The sequence below is a fragment of the Rhodococcus sp. IEGM 1302 genome, from assembly GCF_030056935.1.
GTDB lineage: Bacteria > Actinomycetota > Actinomycetes > Mycobacteriales > Mycobacteriaceae > Rhodococcus_F > Rhodococcus_F qingshengii.
This window is the reverse complement of sequence record NZ_JASHKY010000008.1, coordinates 85,078-100,351: the sequence shown is the minus strand read 5'-3', so window position 1 is coordinate 100,351 and position 15,274 is coordinate 85,078. Positions and strand designations below refer to the sequence as shown.

14 protein-coding genes are annotated in these 15,274 nt (G+C 62.8%); 4 read left to right on the top strand and 10 right to left on the bottom strand.

Features of this window, described 5'->3' with window-relative positions:
- Window position 1: 1 nt before the first annotated feature.
- Window positions 2–1,225: an erythromycin esterase family protein gene (locus tag QM609_RS14785; RefSeq protein ID WP_082238950.1), complete on the bottom strand. Its 1,224-nt coding sequence runs from the start codon at window positions 1,223–1,225 to the stop codon at window positions 2–4.
- Window positions 1,226–1,333: 108 nt separating this feature from the next.
- Between QM609_RS14785 and QM609_RS14780 the strand changes: the two genes are divergently transcribed.
- Window positions 1,334–2,056 carry a MerR family transcriptional regulator gene (locus tag QM609_RS14780; protein ID WP_050654682.1) on the top strand — a complete coding sequence of 241 codons (723 nt, stop codon included), beginning with the start codon at window positions 1,334–1,336 and terminating at the stop codon, window positions 2,054–2,056.
- Window positions 2,057–2,060: 4 nt separating this feature from the next.
- Here QM609_RS14780 and QM609_RS14775 read toward each other — a convergent pair whose 3' ends face one another.
- Window positions 2,061–2,708 carry a TetR/AcrR family transcriptional regulator gene (locus QM609_RS14775; RefSeq protein WP_003940096.1) on the bottom strand — a complete coding sequence of 216 codons (648 nt, stop codon included), beginning with the start codon at window positions 2,706–2,708 and terminating at the stop codon, window positions 2,061–2,063.
- 77 nt (window positions 2,709–2,785) lie between these two features.
- Here QM609_RS14775 and QM609_RS14770 point away from each other — a divergent pair, with 77 nt between their 5' ends.
- The gene (locus QM609_RS14770; protein ID WP_050654683.1) at window positions 2,786–4,327 is read left to right on the top strand and encodes an MFS transporter; all 1,542 of its coding nucleotides are present in this window, start codon (window positions 2,786–2,788) and stop codon (window positions 4,325–4,327) included.
- On the opposite strand, the gene QM609_RS14765 is transcribed toward QM609_RS14770, so the two are convergent.
- Entirely contained in the window at window positions 4,227–6,509 is a 2,283-nt protein-coding gene (locus tag QM609_RS14765; protein WP_047272596.1) for an ATP-dependent DNA ligase, read from the bottom strand. The two genes, QM609_RS14770 and QM609_RS14765, sit on opposite strands and share 101 nt — an antisense overlap.
- 115 nt (window positions 6,510–6,624) lie before the next feature.
- Between QM609_RS14765 and QM609_RS14760 the strand changes: the two genes are divergently transcribed.
- Together QM609_RS14760 and QM609_RS14755 are read left to right on the top strand one after the other, a co-directional pair.
- Window positions 6,625–6,897 carry a WhiB family transcriptional regulator gene (locus QM609_RS14760; RefSeq protein ID WP_050654722.1) on the top strand — a complete coding sequence of 91 codons (273 nt, stop codon included), beginning with the start codon at window positions 6,625–6,627 and terminating at the stop codon, window positions 6,895–6,897.
- 65 nt (window positions 6,898–6,962) lie between these two features.
- Window positions 6,963–7,868, top strand: coding sequence for an ABC transporter substrate-binding protein (locus QM609_RS14755; RefSeq protein ID WP_050654684.1), 906 nt, complete (start codon window positions 6,963–6,965; stop codon window positions 7,866–7,868).
- A 1-nt stretch (window position 7,869) separates the two neighbouring features.
- Here QM609_RS14755 and QM609_RS14750 read toward each other — a convergent pair whose 3' ends face one another.
- From QM609_RS14750 to QM609_RS14720, 7 genes are all read right to left on the bottom strand, one after another.
- Window positions 7,870–9,525 carry a substrate-binding domain-containing protein gene (locus tag QM609_RS14750; RefSeq protein WP_050654685.1) on the bottom strand — a complete coding sequence of 552 codons (1,656 nt, stop codon included), beginning with the start codon at window positions 9,523–9,525 and terminating at the stop codon, window positions 7,870–7,872.
- Window positions 9,526–9,644: 119 nt separating this feature from the next.
- On the bottom strand, window positions 9,645–10,076 hold the full coding sequence (locus QM609_RS14745) for a type II toxin-antitoxin system Rv0910 family toxin (protein WP_003939735.1): 432 nt from the start codon (window positions 10,074–10,076) through the stop codon (window positions 9,645–9,647).
- A gap of 73 nt (window positions 10,077–10,149) precedes the next feature.
- On the bottom strand, window positions 10,150–11,787 hold the full coding sequence (locus tag QM609_RS14740; RefSeq protein WP_003939876.1) for a monocarboxylic acid transporter: 1,638 nt from the start codon (window positions 11,785–11,787) through the stop codon (window positions 10,150–10,152).
- Window positions 11,784–12,146, bottom strand: coding sequence for a DUF485 domain-containing protein (locus QM609_RS14735; RefSeq protein WP_003939976.1), 363 nt, complete (start codon window positions 12,144–12,146; stop codon window positions 11,784–11,786). Before QM609_RS14735 ends, QM609_RS14740 begins: the two co-directional genes overlap by 4 nt.
- Window positions 12,147–12,308: 162 nt before the next feature.
- Window positions 12,309–14,060, bottom strand: a complete 1,752-nt coding sequence (locus QM609_RS14730; RefSeq protein WP_050654686.1) for a sodium/solute symporter — start codon at window positions 14,058–14,060, stop codon at window positions 12,309–12,311.
- A 10-nt stretch (window positions 14,061–14,070) separates the two neighbouring features.
- A complete protein-coding gene (locus QM609_RS14725; RefSeq protein WP_003939880.1) occupies window positions 14,071–14,442 on the bottom strand; it encodes a membrane protein in 372 nt (123 codons plus the stop codon).
- Window positions 14,439–15,230, bottom strand: coding sequence for a LytR/AlgR family response regulator transcription factor (locus QM609_RS14720; protein ID WP_003939723.1), 792 nt, complete (start codon window positions 15,228–15,230; stop codon window positions 14,439–14,441). Before QM609_RS14720 ends, QM609_RS14725 begins: the two co-directional genes overlap by 4 nt.
- Window positions 15,231–15,274: the final 44 nt, after the last annotated feature.

Genomic DNA, 15,274 nt, shown 5'->3' with positions numbered 1-15,274 from the left:
GTTACCAGTACTGATGACGCTGCCCGTCGGCATCCGCGACGAAGATGACCGCGTCGGCGCCGTCCAACTCCGAAGGTTTCAGCGGCAGGTGGCCGGGCAGGATCGCCTCTCCCGCGGTGACGGACGGGTCAAGTGCTGCGCGAAGTGCGGGCGCCGGAAACAGGGCACGCCGACTGGTCGCATCGGCCAACGCTCCCTGCAGAGTGCCCGGATCACTGTCGGGGTTGGCGTCGGTTGCCAAAAATACGTAGCGCTCCCCGAGGACAAGTCCGACAAGTGAGCCGGCGCTCCCCCAGCTGACCACGTCGCCGTTGACGGGCATGTCGGACGGCACTCGCAGGAGATGGGCATTGTGTGCGAAGAGCAGGATCGGCCCGCGTCGCTGCTCCTGGGCGACGACCGCCAACAGGTTCTCGGCCATCATCTCGGCACGCAGACTGAGCAGAGTGCCGATGCGATCAGGAGCGGAACTCGCCATCGCGGAGTGATAGCGCAAGAGCCCCAGAGCGGTGCGTGAATGTGCAAGGGCCAGGTCGTACCCGGCCGGGTCGGCGGGCCGCAGCACAGGTGCGGCGCGCCGCAGGACGCTGGCGAGGTCGTCCGCAATGATGCGCAGGGCACGAGCCTGATCGGAGTTGCCGACGGACGCAGCCGGTTCGAACATCGCCGCCGGGTTGGTCCAGTCGGTGTCCTGCCCGAGCAGAAGGTCGATGCCGTCGAACGAGTGCGGCCGCATCGCAGCGGGCAGGAAGTCACCTGCTGCAGACAGCGCGCCACGTGGGCTCGGTGCACCGGAATACTCCACCGGAGCGTCGAAGCCGTAGAAGCGAACTCGGTCGGCCGGAGCGCGGCCGTGGTTGTACTCGCGTAGCCATTCGACGAGTTCGCGGTTACCCGGTACCGCACCGAATCCGTGGCTGAAGCCTGTGGCGAGCACCTTCTCGATGTCCGCCTCTCCCCCGTTCACGTAGTCGTTCACGAGCAAAGCCGCAAAGACATCTGTTTCGAGCACGATCGACCGATATCCTCGTTCGACCAGTTGGCCGAGAAGTTCGTTGCGCAGCAACGGAAAAGCCTTGATCCCATGAGTCGGCTCGCCGAGAGCGAGCAGAGCCGGCACCTCGGTTCGCGCTGCGAGCAGTTCGTCGACGGCACGACCAAGACTTGCCGCGTCTTCGAGTTGGCGGCCGAACTCACTCAGCGCTGGGGCAGTGGACATGATCATCCCTTTCGAAGGTGGACTGCCTTCGACAGTATCGTTGAAGATTCGAGTGAAACTTTCACCGGCAATTACCTGGGGTATACCGTGAAAAGCCTCAATCGGAGGTGATCAGTGCGGCCCATAGACCTTGCCCGTGAACACGGGTTGTCCGCACAGGCGATCCGCAACTACGACGATGCCGGCATCCTCCCTCCGAGCGAGCGCAGCACTTACGGCTACCGGCGATACACCCCAGTGCACGCGCAAGCCCTGCGCACTTTCCTCGCATTGCGCGGCGGTCACGGGCACCAGCGGGCCACGGAAATCATGCGGGCGACCAACCTGGGCGACACCGAGTCCGCCTACCGCCTGATCGACAGTGCGCACGTGACGCTGCTCGCCGAGCGAAAAACTCGCACCGAGGTAGCCACAGCGCTGGGGACTCTGTCCACCATGGCACCGGCACTGGTGCACGGTCCAGCGCTGACGGTGGGTGAGCTGGCGCGCCGTCTCGGCGTTCACCCGGCGACACTGCGCACATGGGAAGAGCACGGCATCCTGCGCCCCGAGCGCGAACAGGCAACGGGTTATCGCGAATACGGTTCGGAGTGTGTGCGCGACGCCGAGATCGCACGGCAGCTGCGGCGCGGTGGCTATCGGCTGTCGCAAGTCGCTCAGTTTCTCGATTCGCTGCGCGAGGCCGGCGGAGCAGACGCATTGTCAGCGTTCCTCGAATCCTGGCAAGACCGGCTGGCCACACGCAGTCGCAACCTTCTCGCCGGCGCAGCTCAGCTCGATGCCTATCTCACGATGCTGGATCAGACCTCGCCTGGTTGCCGATCAGCAAACGGTTGAGGCGTCAGTTCACAAGCCGCGCAAGGCTCCTCACCATCTCACCGACGGTGTCGGTCGACGGCCACGGGAATTCCGGAAGATCGGCCCGCAACATCACCTGTCCGTGCAGCGAAGTCCAGATCGATACCGCATCGACAAAAGTGTCTGTGCTGGCCGACCTCCCAGCGGCGACGCACGCGTCGAGGTTGGTCACCAGCGTGTTGAAGGCGGCCAGTCCTCGCGTATCCGATTGTGGTGACTGACCTTTCGGCCTGGACCACCCGAACAAGACCCGATACCGAGCGGGCTCGGAAATGCCGAACTCGACGTATGCCGAGCACCCGGCATACAGACCCTCGACCGGGTCGGGGTGTGCGGAAACGGCGTCGGCCACGGCGAGATGCAACTGCTCCAGCGATTCGGAGACCACCGCTTCGACAATGGCATCGCGATCGGAAAAGTGTCCGTAGATAGATGGTGCGGATATCCCGACTTCGCGAGCGACCGATCGGAGCGTCACCGCCTGATCCGATCCGGTGCGGGCGATGAGCGTCGCCGCTGCGGCGACGATCTCTCCGCGGAGCCGTGCGCCGCTTCCTCTCGGATTTCGGGCGCGAGTACTCCGAGAACCACTCGTCCCAGTTTCATCGGCATCTTCGGAAACATCACTCACCCGACAAACTTTACACATGTAAGGCGAGGGGGTACGTTCTCATCACTAAACATTCGTAAGGTTACATTCGTAAGGACATGATGAATTCCCTCGAACCCACTGACCGGCGACGATGGGCAGCATTGGGCGCCCTCTGCACATCCCTCGTCGTAGTCACGATCGACAACACCATCCTCAACACCGCTATCCCGACCCTTGCCCGCGAACTGCAAGCGACCACCGTCGACCTGCAATGGATCACCAACGCATACACATTGGCGTTCGCCGCCTTGCTCATCACGGCAGGTGGACTCGGCGCGAGATTCGGTCACCGTCGGATACTTCTGACCGGCCTCACCTTGTTCGCCCTCGGGTCAGCCTTCGCTGCCCTCTCTCACACGTCGTTGCAGCTGATCGGATGGAGAACAGTGATGGGGGCAGCCGCCGCACTGGTCATGCCGGCGACGCTGTCACTTGTCGTCTCGATGTTCGCCCCGCACGAGAGAGGCCGGGCGATAGGAATCTGGTCTGCAACCGCCGGACTGGGAATCGCGATCGGCCCCGTGGCCGGTGGCGTACTTCTCGAACATTTCAGTTGGGGAAGCGTCTTCTGGATAAACGTCCCACTGGTCGCCGGTGTGATCGCCGCGACGGTTTTTCTTGTGCCCCCGGCAAGAGGGATCACGAAGGGTTCGTTCGACATCCCCGGACTCCTGCTGTCCGCCGGCGGACTGGCTTTGATCGTGGATGCCCTCACCCAGGCAAGCCTTCGCGGATGGTCGTCGCCCGTCACGGTGCTGGAGATCGTCAGCGCAACAGCACTTCTCGCCGGATTCGTCTGGTGGGAGCTGCGGGCCTCGGCGCCGATGACCGACGTGCGCATCTTCACCAGTCGAGTGTTCAGCACCTCCAATGCCATCTTGGCCGTAACATTCTTCGCCCTTTTCGGAGTTCTCTTCACGTACACGCAATACCTCCAATTAGTTCGTGGTTACGGTCCATTGGTCGCCGGCGTCGGTGCAGTTCCGTTTGCGATAGTGATGGCGACTGTCGCCTCCAGCAGCGATCGTATGGTCGGCCGATTCGGCGTGCGCAGTTCGATCGCGACCGGTCTCGCAGTCATGTCCGCGGGACTGTTGGTCCTGTCGATCGCAGCAGATAGGTACGCACCGTTCGGAATCCTGGCTGCGATCATGGCACTGGTCGGCGCGGGGATGGGGTTGGTCATGGCTCCGGCCACAACCACGTCGATGTCTTCGGTTGCGCCCCAGCAGGCTTCGATGGCCAGTTCGATCAACAGCGTCGTGCGAGAGTTGGGTGGAGTTCTGGGCGTCGCCGTCATCGGGACGGTCGTAGCCACCGATTTCCGGTCCCGCTTCGAACCCGGAGTCGACACTTCCACAGCCGATCCGGCGCAGATCCATGCCGGCGCTCCCCCCGCGAGTGCCTTGACCGACGCAGCGAACCAGGCTTACACCTCGGCGATGAGTACCGGAATCCAAATCTGTGCCGCAGTCGCGTTCGTCGGTGCGTTGGCCGTCATTGCACTGTTTCCCGCACCACGTCGCCCGGTTTCTTGTCCTCCCGCAGACCCCGCCAACTCGGATGACGAAGGCGTCCGGTCGCCGTCCAATCCATGAACCGCACCTCACCGACGAGTTCCGGTTTCACCCACACTGCTCCCTTGCGGTCGTCGGCGGGCAGTTCCTCCCCAAACGGACTTTCCTTCTGACGCAGCGGTTCCAGTGTCGCAAGTAAAGACTCCAAGTCGCGATCACTGAAGCCGGTACCGACGCGCCCCACGTAGGTCAATCCATCCTCACCCGGAATTCCCATGAGCAGCGCCCCGATCCCCTGTGCTCGATTGCCCTGCCCAGTGCGCCACCCTCCGATCACCACCTCTTGAGTGCGCCAGTTCTTCACCTTGATCCAACTCGACCCACGCCGCCCCGGAAGGTAGACCGATGCACGACGTTTGGCGACAATCCCTTCCCATCCGGCATCGGTACTCACCTCCAACGCGTTCTCCGCCGTGCCCTCGATCTGTGGAGGTACCTCGAGCTCACCGACCTTGCCCGCCAACGCATTCAACACGGTGCGCCGGTCCGAGTAGGATTTCCGCAGCAAAGACACTCCGTCGAGGTACAGAAGATCGAAGGCCAGGAACACCGGCTCCCCACCTCGCTGGAGAAGACCGAAATCGGTGACCCCCGCGTCGTTGTACGCCACCACTTCCCCGTCGAGAACCACGTCATGACCGTCCAGCACCTCGGCCAACCCGGCAAGGGCGGGATAGTCCCCGGTCTTGTCGTTACCCGCGCGACTGCGAAGTGACATTGTGCCCGAATGATATTCGAGAATCACTCGAATCCCGTCCCACTTACCTTCGAAAGCCCACTCCTGCGAGTCGAGACCTTCGAGCGTTCCAGCGGTGGCAAGCATCGGCTCGAGATTCTTGGGAAACTCCGTTCCGAAACTCGCGTTCTGATCCTTCATCAGATGCATCAACCACTGGTCACCCTTCGTCCGGATCAGCGCGAAGCGTCCCTGCACCCGTTTCCCACTGAGGCGCACGATCACCTCGTCTTCACGCCACTTCTCGGTCTCGTACGTCCCGGAATCCCAGATCGTCATCGAACCGCCGCCGTACTCCCCCTTCGGAATCGTGCCCGAGAACGTGGCGTACTCGAGCGGGTGATCCTCGGTGTGCACGGCCAACCGATTCTCTCCGGCACTGGTCGGTACGCCCTTCGGAACAGCCCAGGACACGAGCACACCATCCCGCTCCAGCCGAACGTCGTAATGCAATCGTCTGGCGTGATGTTCCTGAATCACAAAGGTATTGCCCGCTGTCTCCTTGGTCACCGCAGCAGGGATCGGCTCCGGCGTCCGGTCGGCCGACCGCTTGTTGCGATAGTGCGTCAACGTGTCGGCTACAGCCGCCGAGACCGGCGGATCCAGATCGCCCAGCAGATCACCATCGGATTCGACGCGCTCCAGAACCTCGTCGAACAACAGATGCCGTAGTTTCGGATCGTCGAGTTCGTCCCAACTGCGCGGCGCGGCAACATAGGGTTGATCGCGACCACGCATCGAGTACGGCGCAATGGTTGTCTTGGCTGCGTTGTTCTGACTCCAGTCCACGAAAATCTTGCCTGCCCGCACATTTCGAGCCATCGTCGCGGTGACGAGATCCGGGTGAAGCTTCTCGAGTCCGGTGGCGATCTGCTTGGCGACAGTCGACGCACCGCTGCCGTCCAAGGCTCGATCCAGTGGAACGTAGAGGTGAATTCCCTTGCTACCACTGGTTACCGGATAGGCAGTCCACCCCAGAGTTGCGACCAGATCTCGAATCGACCTCGCCACCTCGGCGCACTCGGTCAATCCGACGCCTTCGCCCGGGTCGAGATCGAATACCAGTCGTGTCGCCGGACCACGCTCGGAACCGTCGAATCGCCATTGGGGAACGTGCAATTCGAGTGCGGCCTGCTGCCCCAGCCACGCCAGGGATGCAACGGAATCGAAGACCGGGTAAGTGACGACACGATCAGAATGTTGCAGCGACGCACGCGTGAGCCACTGCGGGGCAGACGACGCAAGGTTCTTCTCGAAGAAGGACTGACCGTCCACGCCATTGGGCCAACGCTTACGAGTGCCCGGTCTACCGACGACATGCGGAAGCATGACTGCGGCGATACGGGTGTAGTAGTCGATGACTTCGGCCTTCGTGGTGCCGCTCTCGGGGTAGAGGATCTTGCCCAGATTGGTCACGGACACCGTTGTGCCGTCGAGCGTGATCTGACCCCGATCCGTCGTTGCCATCTCCTCATTGTGCTGGATAGTGCTGCATCTGGCAGTAGAAATCTGGTGGATCGGAAACCTGCCGCTGCGCCAGTCCACGGGCAAGACTGGATTCTCGAGGGGAGAGGAGACCACGATGACAGTTCGCAGTTCCGTGGAGCCGTTGGTGGACAACAACTGGCGGATGTTCGCCACCTGTAAAACAGTGGACCCGGCGGTGTTCTATTCGCCGGGTGAAGAACGCGGACGCAATCGGGCTGCACGGGAGAGTTCCGCGAAGCAGGTGTGCTTCCGCTGCCCGGTCATTCGGGACTGCCTGACCTTTGCACTCGACACCGCTGAACCACACGGAGTATGGGGTGGGACGACACCGTCGGAGCGCCTTGCACTACGACGCTCAGCTGCGTGAACTCCGCTCACACGAGACCCCCGTCACGTCCGTACCGGACAAACAGGCAAGATGGCCTTGTGCCTATGACACGACGCGCTGTTGCCGTGACCGCGATCTTCGCTTGCTCGATCTTGTTGGGCTCGTGTTCGTCGCAGCCGGAGGCACCTGCGGCAGCGGACACCACGACCACGGTTCCCGAGGCATTCACCAAACTGCCCTCGACCACCGCCGTGGACAAGTGCGGACCCCAGAGCGGGACCACCCTCGAAGACGGTGTCTTGACCATCGCCACCGATTCGCCGGCGTACGCGCCGTGGTTCGTCGACAACACTCCGTCCAACGGCAAGGGCTTCGAGGGAGCGGTGGCCCGGGCCGTCGTCGACAAACTCGGGTACAACGCCGATCAGGTTCGCTTCACCACGGTCGCCTTCAACGACGCACTGAAACCAGGCCCCAAGGATTTCGACTTCGACGTCAATCAGTTCACGGTTTCCGGGGATCGCCGCGAGAACGTCGACTTCAGCTCGCCGTATTACGCAGTGGCGCAGTCGGTGATCGCCTCGCGCGGGAGCACAGCCGCTGAGGCAAGGAATCTTGCGGATCTGGCCGGCTACCGTTTGGGCGCTCAGACCGGTTCCACCAGCCTCGCGGCGATCACCGACACGATTGTTCCGACCACTGCGCCACGCGAGTTCGCGACCACGGACGACGCGAAAGCTGCGCTGGCCGCGGGCGAGATCGACGCATTGGTCGTCGACATCCCGACCGGATTCCACATCACCGAGAACGAACTGCCCGGGTCGGTCATCGTGGGTCAGTTTCCGCGGCCCAACGCGGTCACCGAATTCTTCGGGTTCGTGCTCGAGAAGAACAGTCCTCTGACGGCGTGCGTCTCTGCCGCCGTGGATGCGCTCTACGCCGACGGCACCCTCGAGAGACTCGCAACCGAATGGATCACGGACAGCGCCGACGCGCCAGTCCTCGAGTAGTTCAGCCGGCGCGCCCACTGATCGCGCCGACGAAGACCTTCGGGATGTCTGCCGGTGTCGGAGCGAAGTGGCTGTTGCCGCCGGTGAGAGCCGAAATCTGCTCGAGCACATCGGTATCGGCGTCATCGGTGACACCGATGGTGATGATCGGTACCGGCCGCGTCGGGTCCTGCTCGCGAGTCAGGGTGTCGAGAAGTTCCTGCAGGGCGATACCCGACGGATCGTCGTTGGCACCGTCGGTCAGTAGAATCACCGAATTGATCGAGGCCGGATCGTAAGTCTGTTGCATGGACCGATACGCGGCGAGAACGCTGTCGTACAAACCTGTTCCGCCGCCGACGATCGAAGAGAGGCTGTCGATCCGAGACAGCAGTTTGCTCCGATGATCCGTGTCGCCTTCAGTTGCATCCATACGGGCGACAGGTTCGAGTTCGCGGTAGTCCGTGCCCTCGCCGAGGTCTACGGAGAATGCCCAGAGACCCAATTGTGCGTTGGCGGGAAACATTCGGATCGCAATGTCACCAGCCTGTGCAGTCGCGGCCATTCGAGTGACCCCGTCCTGCATGTAGTCCATGGACCCCGAGACGTCGACAACTGCCAGTGCACGGGAAGGCCTGGACAGAATCTCGTACCGCGCAAGCGCTTTGGTGACCACAGTCGGATCGGACGGCACCAGCGAGCCAACTTTTCCCACTCCACCGGCGACCGGCGGGGCCTGATCCGCGCCGCGGAACCCGAGGCCGGCAAGTACGGAGCGCCCGGTGTCCGATGTCAGCGCTGCCGCCAGCAGTTTGCCGGCGTCGACCGCCGCCGACGAGTCTGCACCCACACTTGCCATCGGGTAGTCCATGAAGACCGAACCGGACGACGGTACCGACGCGGTGAGTCGACTGTCCGCATGTGCGGCAAGATAAGCCTCGAAGGTCTGCTCGGTCGTCACCGCGGTCCCGCCGGACGCGTCCACGGTTTGGATGCGTCCGGTCGAACCGGTTTCCTTCAGATTTCCGTACTGCGCTTGCGCCACCGGGACCAGGGCTGCCGAAATGGACGTGAGGTCCCCGCCCCGCGACTGGGCCTCGGCAAAGGCTGCCACGATCGGTGCGCTGGAGACGGCACTGGTGAGGGGATCGCCGATGTGCAGTGCTGGAGCGCCGAGGACATCCGTCCAAGCGGTGGGTGCCTCGCTACCCGGCGCCGAGACAGTGACAACAGGGGTGGACGCGACCGAGTTGCTGATCCGGCGAATCTCCTGCCCGCTAGCCGAAACCTTGTCCAACCATTCGCTCGAATCAGGGATCCATAATGCGGGCGCCGAACCGTCGGCGATCGCCGCGACGGTGAGCACGGGATCTTGCGGCGTCACACTGAGCGAGCTGCACCCGAGTTCCGTAGCGGGGATGGCAGCGGCGACAGCTTCGAGTCCCGAGGCGATCGACGGATCGGCGGCCACGGTCACGGTTTCCGGGTTCTCACAGCTGGTTGCCGTCGCAGCTGTGACAGCACTCGCACCGAGTTCTCCCTTGTCGCTGACGCTTTTGAACGTCACGGCGAATGCTGCGGTTCCACCGACTGCGACTACTGCCAAGAGTCCGATCAGAACCTGCACGGATCGAGGCATGGACGCAGGTGGTGCGCCGTACCCATGACGAGACGACATTGATCGAATCCTTTCCGGCGGGACCCGCATCAATAACCAACCGATGCCCGGTTTATCCCGCCGAAAAGAATCCTAACTCACGTTAGCGGTGAAGTAGCTCGATGTGGAAATCTCCACAACTAGGTGTAGATCTGGACAAACTGGGCCAGCGACTTCTCCACATCGCCTTTGAGCGCCCGCGCCACACTCGAACCGATCGGGCCGAACAACGGCGCGCCGCCCAACTCGACTGTCAGCGCGAGTTCCGACCCGTCGCCCTTTGCCTTCACGTCGAGTTCGAGACCGAGCTTGACCCCGCCCTTGCCGTCTCCCTTGAGCGAGATCGCCTTCGGAACGTCGTACTTCTTGATGGTCCACCGAACGCGGTTGCGCAGGCCCTTCACGGTCACGACCGAGCTGATCTCGGTGCCGACACCCAGTTGTTCGGGAAGTTCACTGCGCCATCCGTCGTGAACCACGAGCCAGTTTTCGTATCCACTGAGATCGGACGCCTTGTCCCACACTTCCTGAGGAGGAAGCGGAACGTCGATTTTCACTGTGAGCTTTGCCATGGCAGAACAATAAGCCCCGTGCGCCTTTTCCGTAACCAGAGGTACCAGAAAGACGCACGGGGCTTTGCCCCTCTTAGTGGCTGACAGCCTTTTCGACGCCGACGCCGGTGAGGGAGCGAACTTCCATCTCCGCCTGCTTTGCCGGATCTTCGATCTTGTTGCGTCCGATGTACGTACCGACGATGCCGAGGACGAATGCCAGCGGAATCGAGACGATGCCGGGGTTCGAGAGCGGGAACCAGGCGAAGTCGGAGTTCGGGAACATCGACGACGGCTTGCCCGACACTGCCGGGGAGAACACGATCAGCGTCAAGCAGCTGACCAAACCGCCGTAGATGCTGAAGAGCGCACCGGTGGTGTTGAACTTCTTCCAGAACAGCGAGTACAGCAGGGTGGGCAGGTTCGCCGAGGCCGCCACTGCGAAGGCGAGGGCCACCAGGAAGGCGATGTTCTGCCCCATCGCCATGATGCCGAGAACGATGGAGACGAGTCCGATGACCACGACGGTGATTCGAGAAACTCGAACCTGCTGCTCCTCGGTTGCGTTGCCGCGCTTGATGACACTGGCGTAGATGTCGTGAGCGAACGACGCAGAAGCAGTGATCGCGAGACCGGCAACGACGGCGAGGATGGTCGCGAACGCCACCGCGGAGATGATGCCGAGGAAGATGGTGCCACCGAGCTCGAAGGCGAGTAGCGGAGCGGCCGCGTTCTCCTTACCAGGAGCTGCCAAGATCTTGTCCGGTCCGACCATGCTGGCCGCGCCGTAGCCGAGAACCAGTGTGAACAGGTAGAAGGCACCGATGAGCGCGATCGCCCAGGTCACCGAGCGGCGAGCTTCCTTGGCAGTGGGCACCGTGTAGAAACGCATCAGTACGTGCGGCAGGCCCGCGGTGCCGAGCACCAAAGCGATTCCGAGAGAGATGAAGTCGAGCTTCGTCATTCCGGAAAGACCGTACTTGGCACCGGGGCCGAGGATGTCGCGTCCCTGCACACCCTTGGTGGTGGAACTGTTGACCATGTCCTGCGCATTGGCGAGCAACTGAGAGAAGTTGCCGCGCACTGCCCACAGAACGAGTACGAACATGATTCCGGCTCCGGCAACCAGCAGAACTGCCTTGACCATCTGTACGTAGGTGGTGCCCTTCATGCCGCCGACCAAGACGTACACGATCATCAGCACACCCACGATCGCGACGACGATCGACTGTCCCACCTTGCCGTCGATGTTGAGCAGCAGCGCGACAAGTCCACCGGCGCCGGCCATCTGGGCAAGAAGATAGAAGAGGGAAACGGCCAGAGTGGACAGGGCTGCCGCCATGCGCACCGGACGCTGCTTGAGCCTGAAGCTCAGGACGTCGGCCATCGTGAATCTTCCTGTGTTCCTGAGCAATTCGGCGACCAGGAGCAGTGCAACCAACCAGGCGACAAGGAAGCCGATGGAGTACAGGAAGCCGTCGTAGCCGTACACGGCGATCGCACCTGCGATACCGAGGAACGATGCCGCCGAGAGGTAGTCACCGGCGATGGCGAACCCGTTCTGCGGGCCGGTGAACTGCCCACCGCCGGTGTAGAAGTCGGACGCCTTCTTGGTGGTCCGGCTGGCGCGGATCACCAGCGTCATGGTCACGACGACAAAAGCGAGGAAGATCGCGATGTTGAAGGCTGGGTTTCCTACGTCCGTTCCGGACGCGGCGAGTGTGGTGATCACTGTGCGGGACCTTCCAGTTCTTCACGGATGGCGGCGGAGCGGGGATCGAGCTCACGACCGGCGAACTTCACGTACCACGCGGTGATGGCGAAGGTCGTGACGAATTGCCCGAGGCCGAGGATGATGCCGAGATTGATGTTGCCGAGGACCTTGGTGGCCATGAAGTCGTGGGCATAGGTAGCCAGGACGACGTACACCGCATACCAGAGCAGGAAGAATGCAGTGATGGGGAAAACGAACTTGCGCAGACGCGTTCGGAGTTCCTGGAATTCGGGACTCGCTTGCATGTCTATGAATGCCTGGGCATCCGGGGTGCGTCGCTCTTGCGGCGACCCCTCACTGATTTCTGCTGTGGACACTGCCGGCTCCTCGCCTCGCGTGTGAAGTGAACTACGCACAGACGTTAGTGAGATCGGAGTCACATGAAGACGCTGTGGCGCCAGTCACACGGTGAGCAGTCGCGCGCTGCGCCGAACGGTCAGGCAGGCGCGACCAACGGCAGAGGGTTCGGGCGGTGAAAGTCAGGGTTGGCGGAGATCGTCTTCGCGATCGGAGCCCATTCCGAGACGTTCCGGGGCGTGCATCCGCGTGAAGATTCGCGCAATATCTGCCGGTATCTGCTTCGACGACACCTTGCTCACGACGATCATCGTGAGGAACGCCAGCGGCACGCTCACCGCGGCCGGGAACGCGAAAATGGCTGCCGGCCAGCCACCGAGGACGTCCTCCGACAAACCACCCAGGACGGCGACAGTAGCGGCAGTGCCCGCAACACATCCACCGACAACCATCCCCGCCCCCGCGCCGACGGCAGTCAGACCGCGCCACCAGATACCCAATACGAGCAGTGGGCAGAGCGTCGACGCAGCGACTGCGAACACCAAACCGACGGTTCTCGAGAGGTCGACCGACACCACCGCCAGCGACAGCACGAGAGGAACGACCCCGGCCAGTAGCGCTGCAATACGGAAGTCTCGAACTCGACCACGGAGAACATCGGTACTGACGACGCCGGCGATGCTGACGAGCAATCCGGACGACGTCGACAGGAAAGCGGCGATGGCACCGGACGCCACGAGGGCTGCCAGCAGTTGTCCGCCCCACCCCGAGAACACCGAGCCCGGCAACAGCAGCACCGCCGCGTCAGAGGTGCCGGTGATCAGAAGTTGCGGGACGTACAGACGAGCGAAGACGCCGAGGAGTGTCGGAAACAGGTAGAACACGCTGACCAGACCGACAACGGCGAGCGACGTCAGACGGGCTGCCCGGCCGTCGGGGTTGGTGTAGAACCGGACGAGAACATGAGGAAGGCCGAGCGTTCCGAGGAAGGTCGCGAGCATCAGCGAGTACACCTGGTACATCGGGTGCGGCCCACCGAAACCCCAACCCGGGGTGATCCAGTCAGAGTTCTGCGCGGGCGCTCCGGCGACGACAGGGACAGCGGCTCCCGCGTCGAGGACCATGGACATGCCTTCACCGAGAGTGTGCTCCCCCGGCCCCAGGGTCATCGTGCCTTCGACCGCTCGCCCGTCGACTGCGCCGCCGCTGACCGTCACCGGCTCGGACACCTGGACGACGACGTCGGTGGTGATGTCGACGGTCGTCGCAGTGGTGACCGTCGGCGGCATCGACGCGCCGACGTCGTGGTGATCGCCGAAGAAGTAGAAGGTCAGTGCCACAGCGGGAATCGCGACGGCAGTCAGTTTCAGCCAGTACTGGAAGGCCTGAACGAAGGTGATCGAGCGCATCCCGCCGCCGACGACGTTGGCGATGACGATGACCCCGACCGCTACGCCGCCGATCCAACTGGGAACCCCGAGCAAGATATTGAGCGTCAGTCCCGCGCCTTGGAACTGTGGAATCAAATACAGGATGCACACCATCGCGACCACGAGCATCGCGAGCTTGCGCAATCGCGGTGAGCCGAGACGGAACTCGGCGAAATCGGGGACGGTATACGCACCGGAACGCCGAAGCGGCGCTGCGACGAACAGCAGCAGGGCGAGGTATCCGGCGGTGAAGCCGATGGGATACCAGAGTGCGTCGGCGCCGTACTTGGCGACCAGCCCCGCAACACCGAGAAACGAAGCAGCAGAGAGGTACTCGCCGGAGATGGCCGTCGCATTCCACCGCGCACTGACGGTTCTGGACGCGACGAGAAAGTCCGAGGTGGTACGAGCGAGCCGAACGCCGTAGATTCCGATAGCCACCGTCGCGACAGCTGCTGCCACGATGCCGAGCACCGTCAACACCGGGATAGGTTGTCCTCCCACAGTGCCGCGCTCAGTCGTCCACGATGTCGTTGAAGTCCTGCTCGTTTCGCTCCGCACGACGCACGAACACCCAACCGGTCGTCAACAGCAAGGGATACACGGCGCCGCCCATCACGAGCCAGGGCAACCGGATGCCAAGGACCGCGACCTCCGACAGCGTCGGGAAGAGATGCGTCAGCAGCGGCACCGCACACAGGAGCCCGGCTGCCACGACGGCAAGGCGAATCGCCAGTCCCAACTGCGCGCGAACGAGACCGCGGATCATGGCGTCACCGACTTCGGTCTGTTCCTGCACCTCCACCCGTGTTCGCACGATCCGTGCGCCACTACGTTGCGCCAACACAACGCGCTCACGCTGCGGAGGATCGGACTGCGACGTCACCGCGACAACCAACTCTGCTTGGGCGCACGAACCAGTCGATCCTTGAGTTCACGGGTGTGTCTGCGACTGACTGGAAGCTCGACGGGAGGTTTGTCACCGTGCGGGCGCAAACAGACCACCAATCCACTGCCTACTGTTCGGATGCCGGTGACCAGCGCCAGAGATACCAGGTAGGAGCGGTGCACACGCAAGAAGCCCGCGTCGGCCCAGCGTGATTCGAGCGTCGAGATCGGGATGCGCACCAGGTGCGACTTTCCAGCGGTGTGCAAACGCGCGTAGTCCCCGTCGGCTTCCACCCACTCCACCGAGGAACGCTGAACGAGCGTCGTGACACCGCCCAGTTCCACCGGGATCACCTCGTCCGTGGGCGCAGCTTCGGGTTTGCTCTCACTCTTGGTGCGCCCGGCCAGCCCCACGATCCGCTGAACGGCCTGAGCGAGACGCTCCTCCCGGAGCGGTTTGAGTAGGTAGTCGACGGCGCCGAGATCGAATGCGTCAACCGCTCGATCGTCGTGCGCTGTCACGAACACCACGGGCGGTGGCGTCGCGAAATTGGAGAGGATGCCTGCCAGTTCGAGACCGTCGAGTCCGGGCATGTTGATGTCGAGAAACACCGCGTCGATGCTTCCACCGCGCAGTATCCGCAACGCTGTCGTCGCATCCGATGCCGTGTGAACGTGCGCCACCGAGTCCTCGGCGCGCAGCAAGAAGGCCAGCTCGTCGAGGGCTGGTTTCTCGTCGTCGACGGCAAGGACGGTCAGCTGGGCATCAGTGTCAGTCTCGTTCACAACAGGTCCATGTTCCCACGACGGTTTCAGCCTGATCATCGAAG

Coding starts and splice junctions, on each gene's coding strand:
- QM609_RS14745 (WP_003939735.1), bottom strand. CDS start 10,076: ATGGCAAAGCTCACAGTGAAAATCGACGTTCCGCTTCCTCCTCAGGAA.
- QM609_RS14765 (WP_047272596.1), bottom strand. CDS start 6,509: ATGGCAACGACGGATCGGGGTCAGATCACGCTCGACGGCACAACGGTG.
- QM609_RS14750 (WP_050654685.1), bottom strand. CDS start 9,525: ATGTCGTCTCGTCATGGGTACGGCGCACCACCTGCGTCCATGCCTCGA.
- QM609_RS14770 (WP_050654683.1), top strand. CDS start 2,786: ATGATGAATTCCCTCGAACCCACTGACCGGCGACGATGGGCAGCATTG.
- QM609_RS14760 (WP_050654722.1), top strand. CDS start 6,625: ATGACAGTTCGCAGTTCCGTGGAGCCGTTGGTGGACAACAACTGGCGG.
- QM609_RS14755 (WP_050654684.1), top strand. CDS start 6,963: ATGACACGACGCGCTGTTGCCGTGACCGCGATCTTCGCTTGCTCGATC.
- QM609_RS14785 (WP_082238950.1), bottom strand. CDS start 1,225: ATGATCATGTCCACTGCCCCAGCGCTGAGTGAGTTCGGCCGCCAACTC.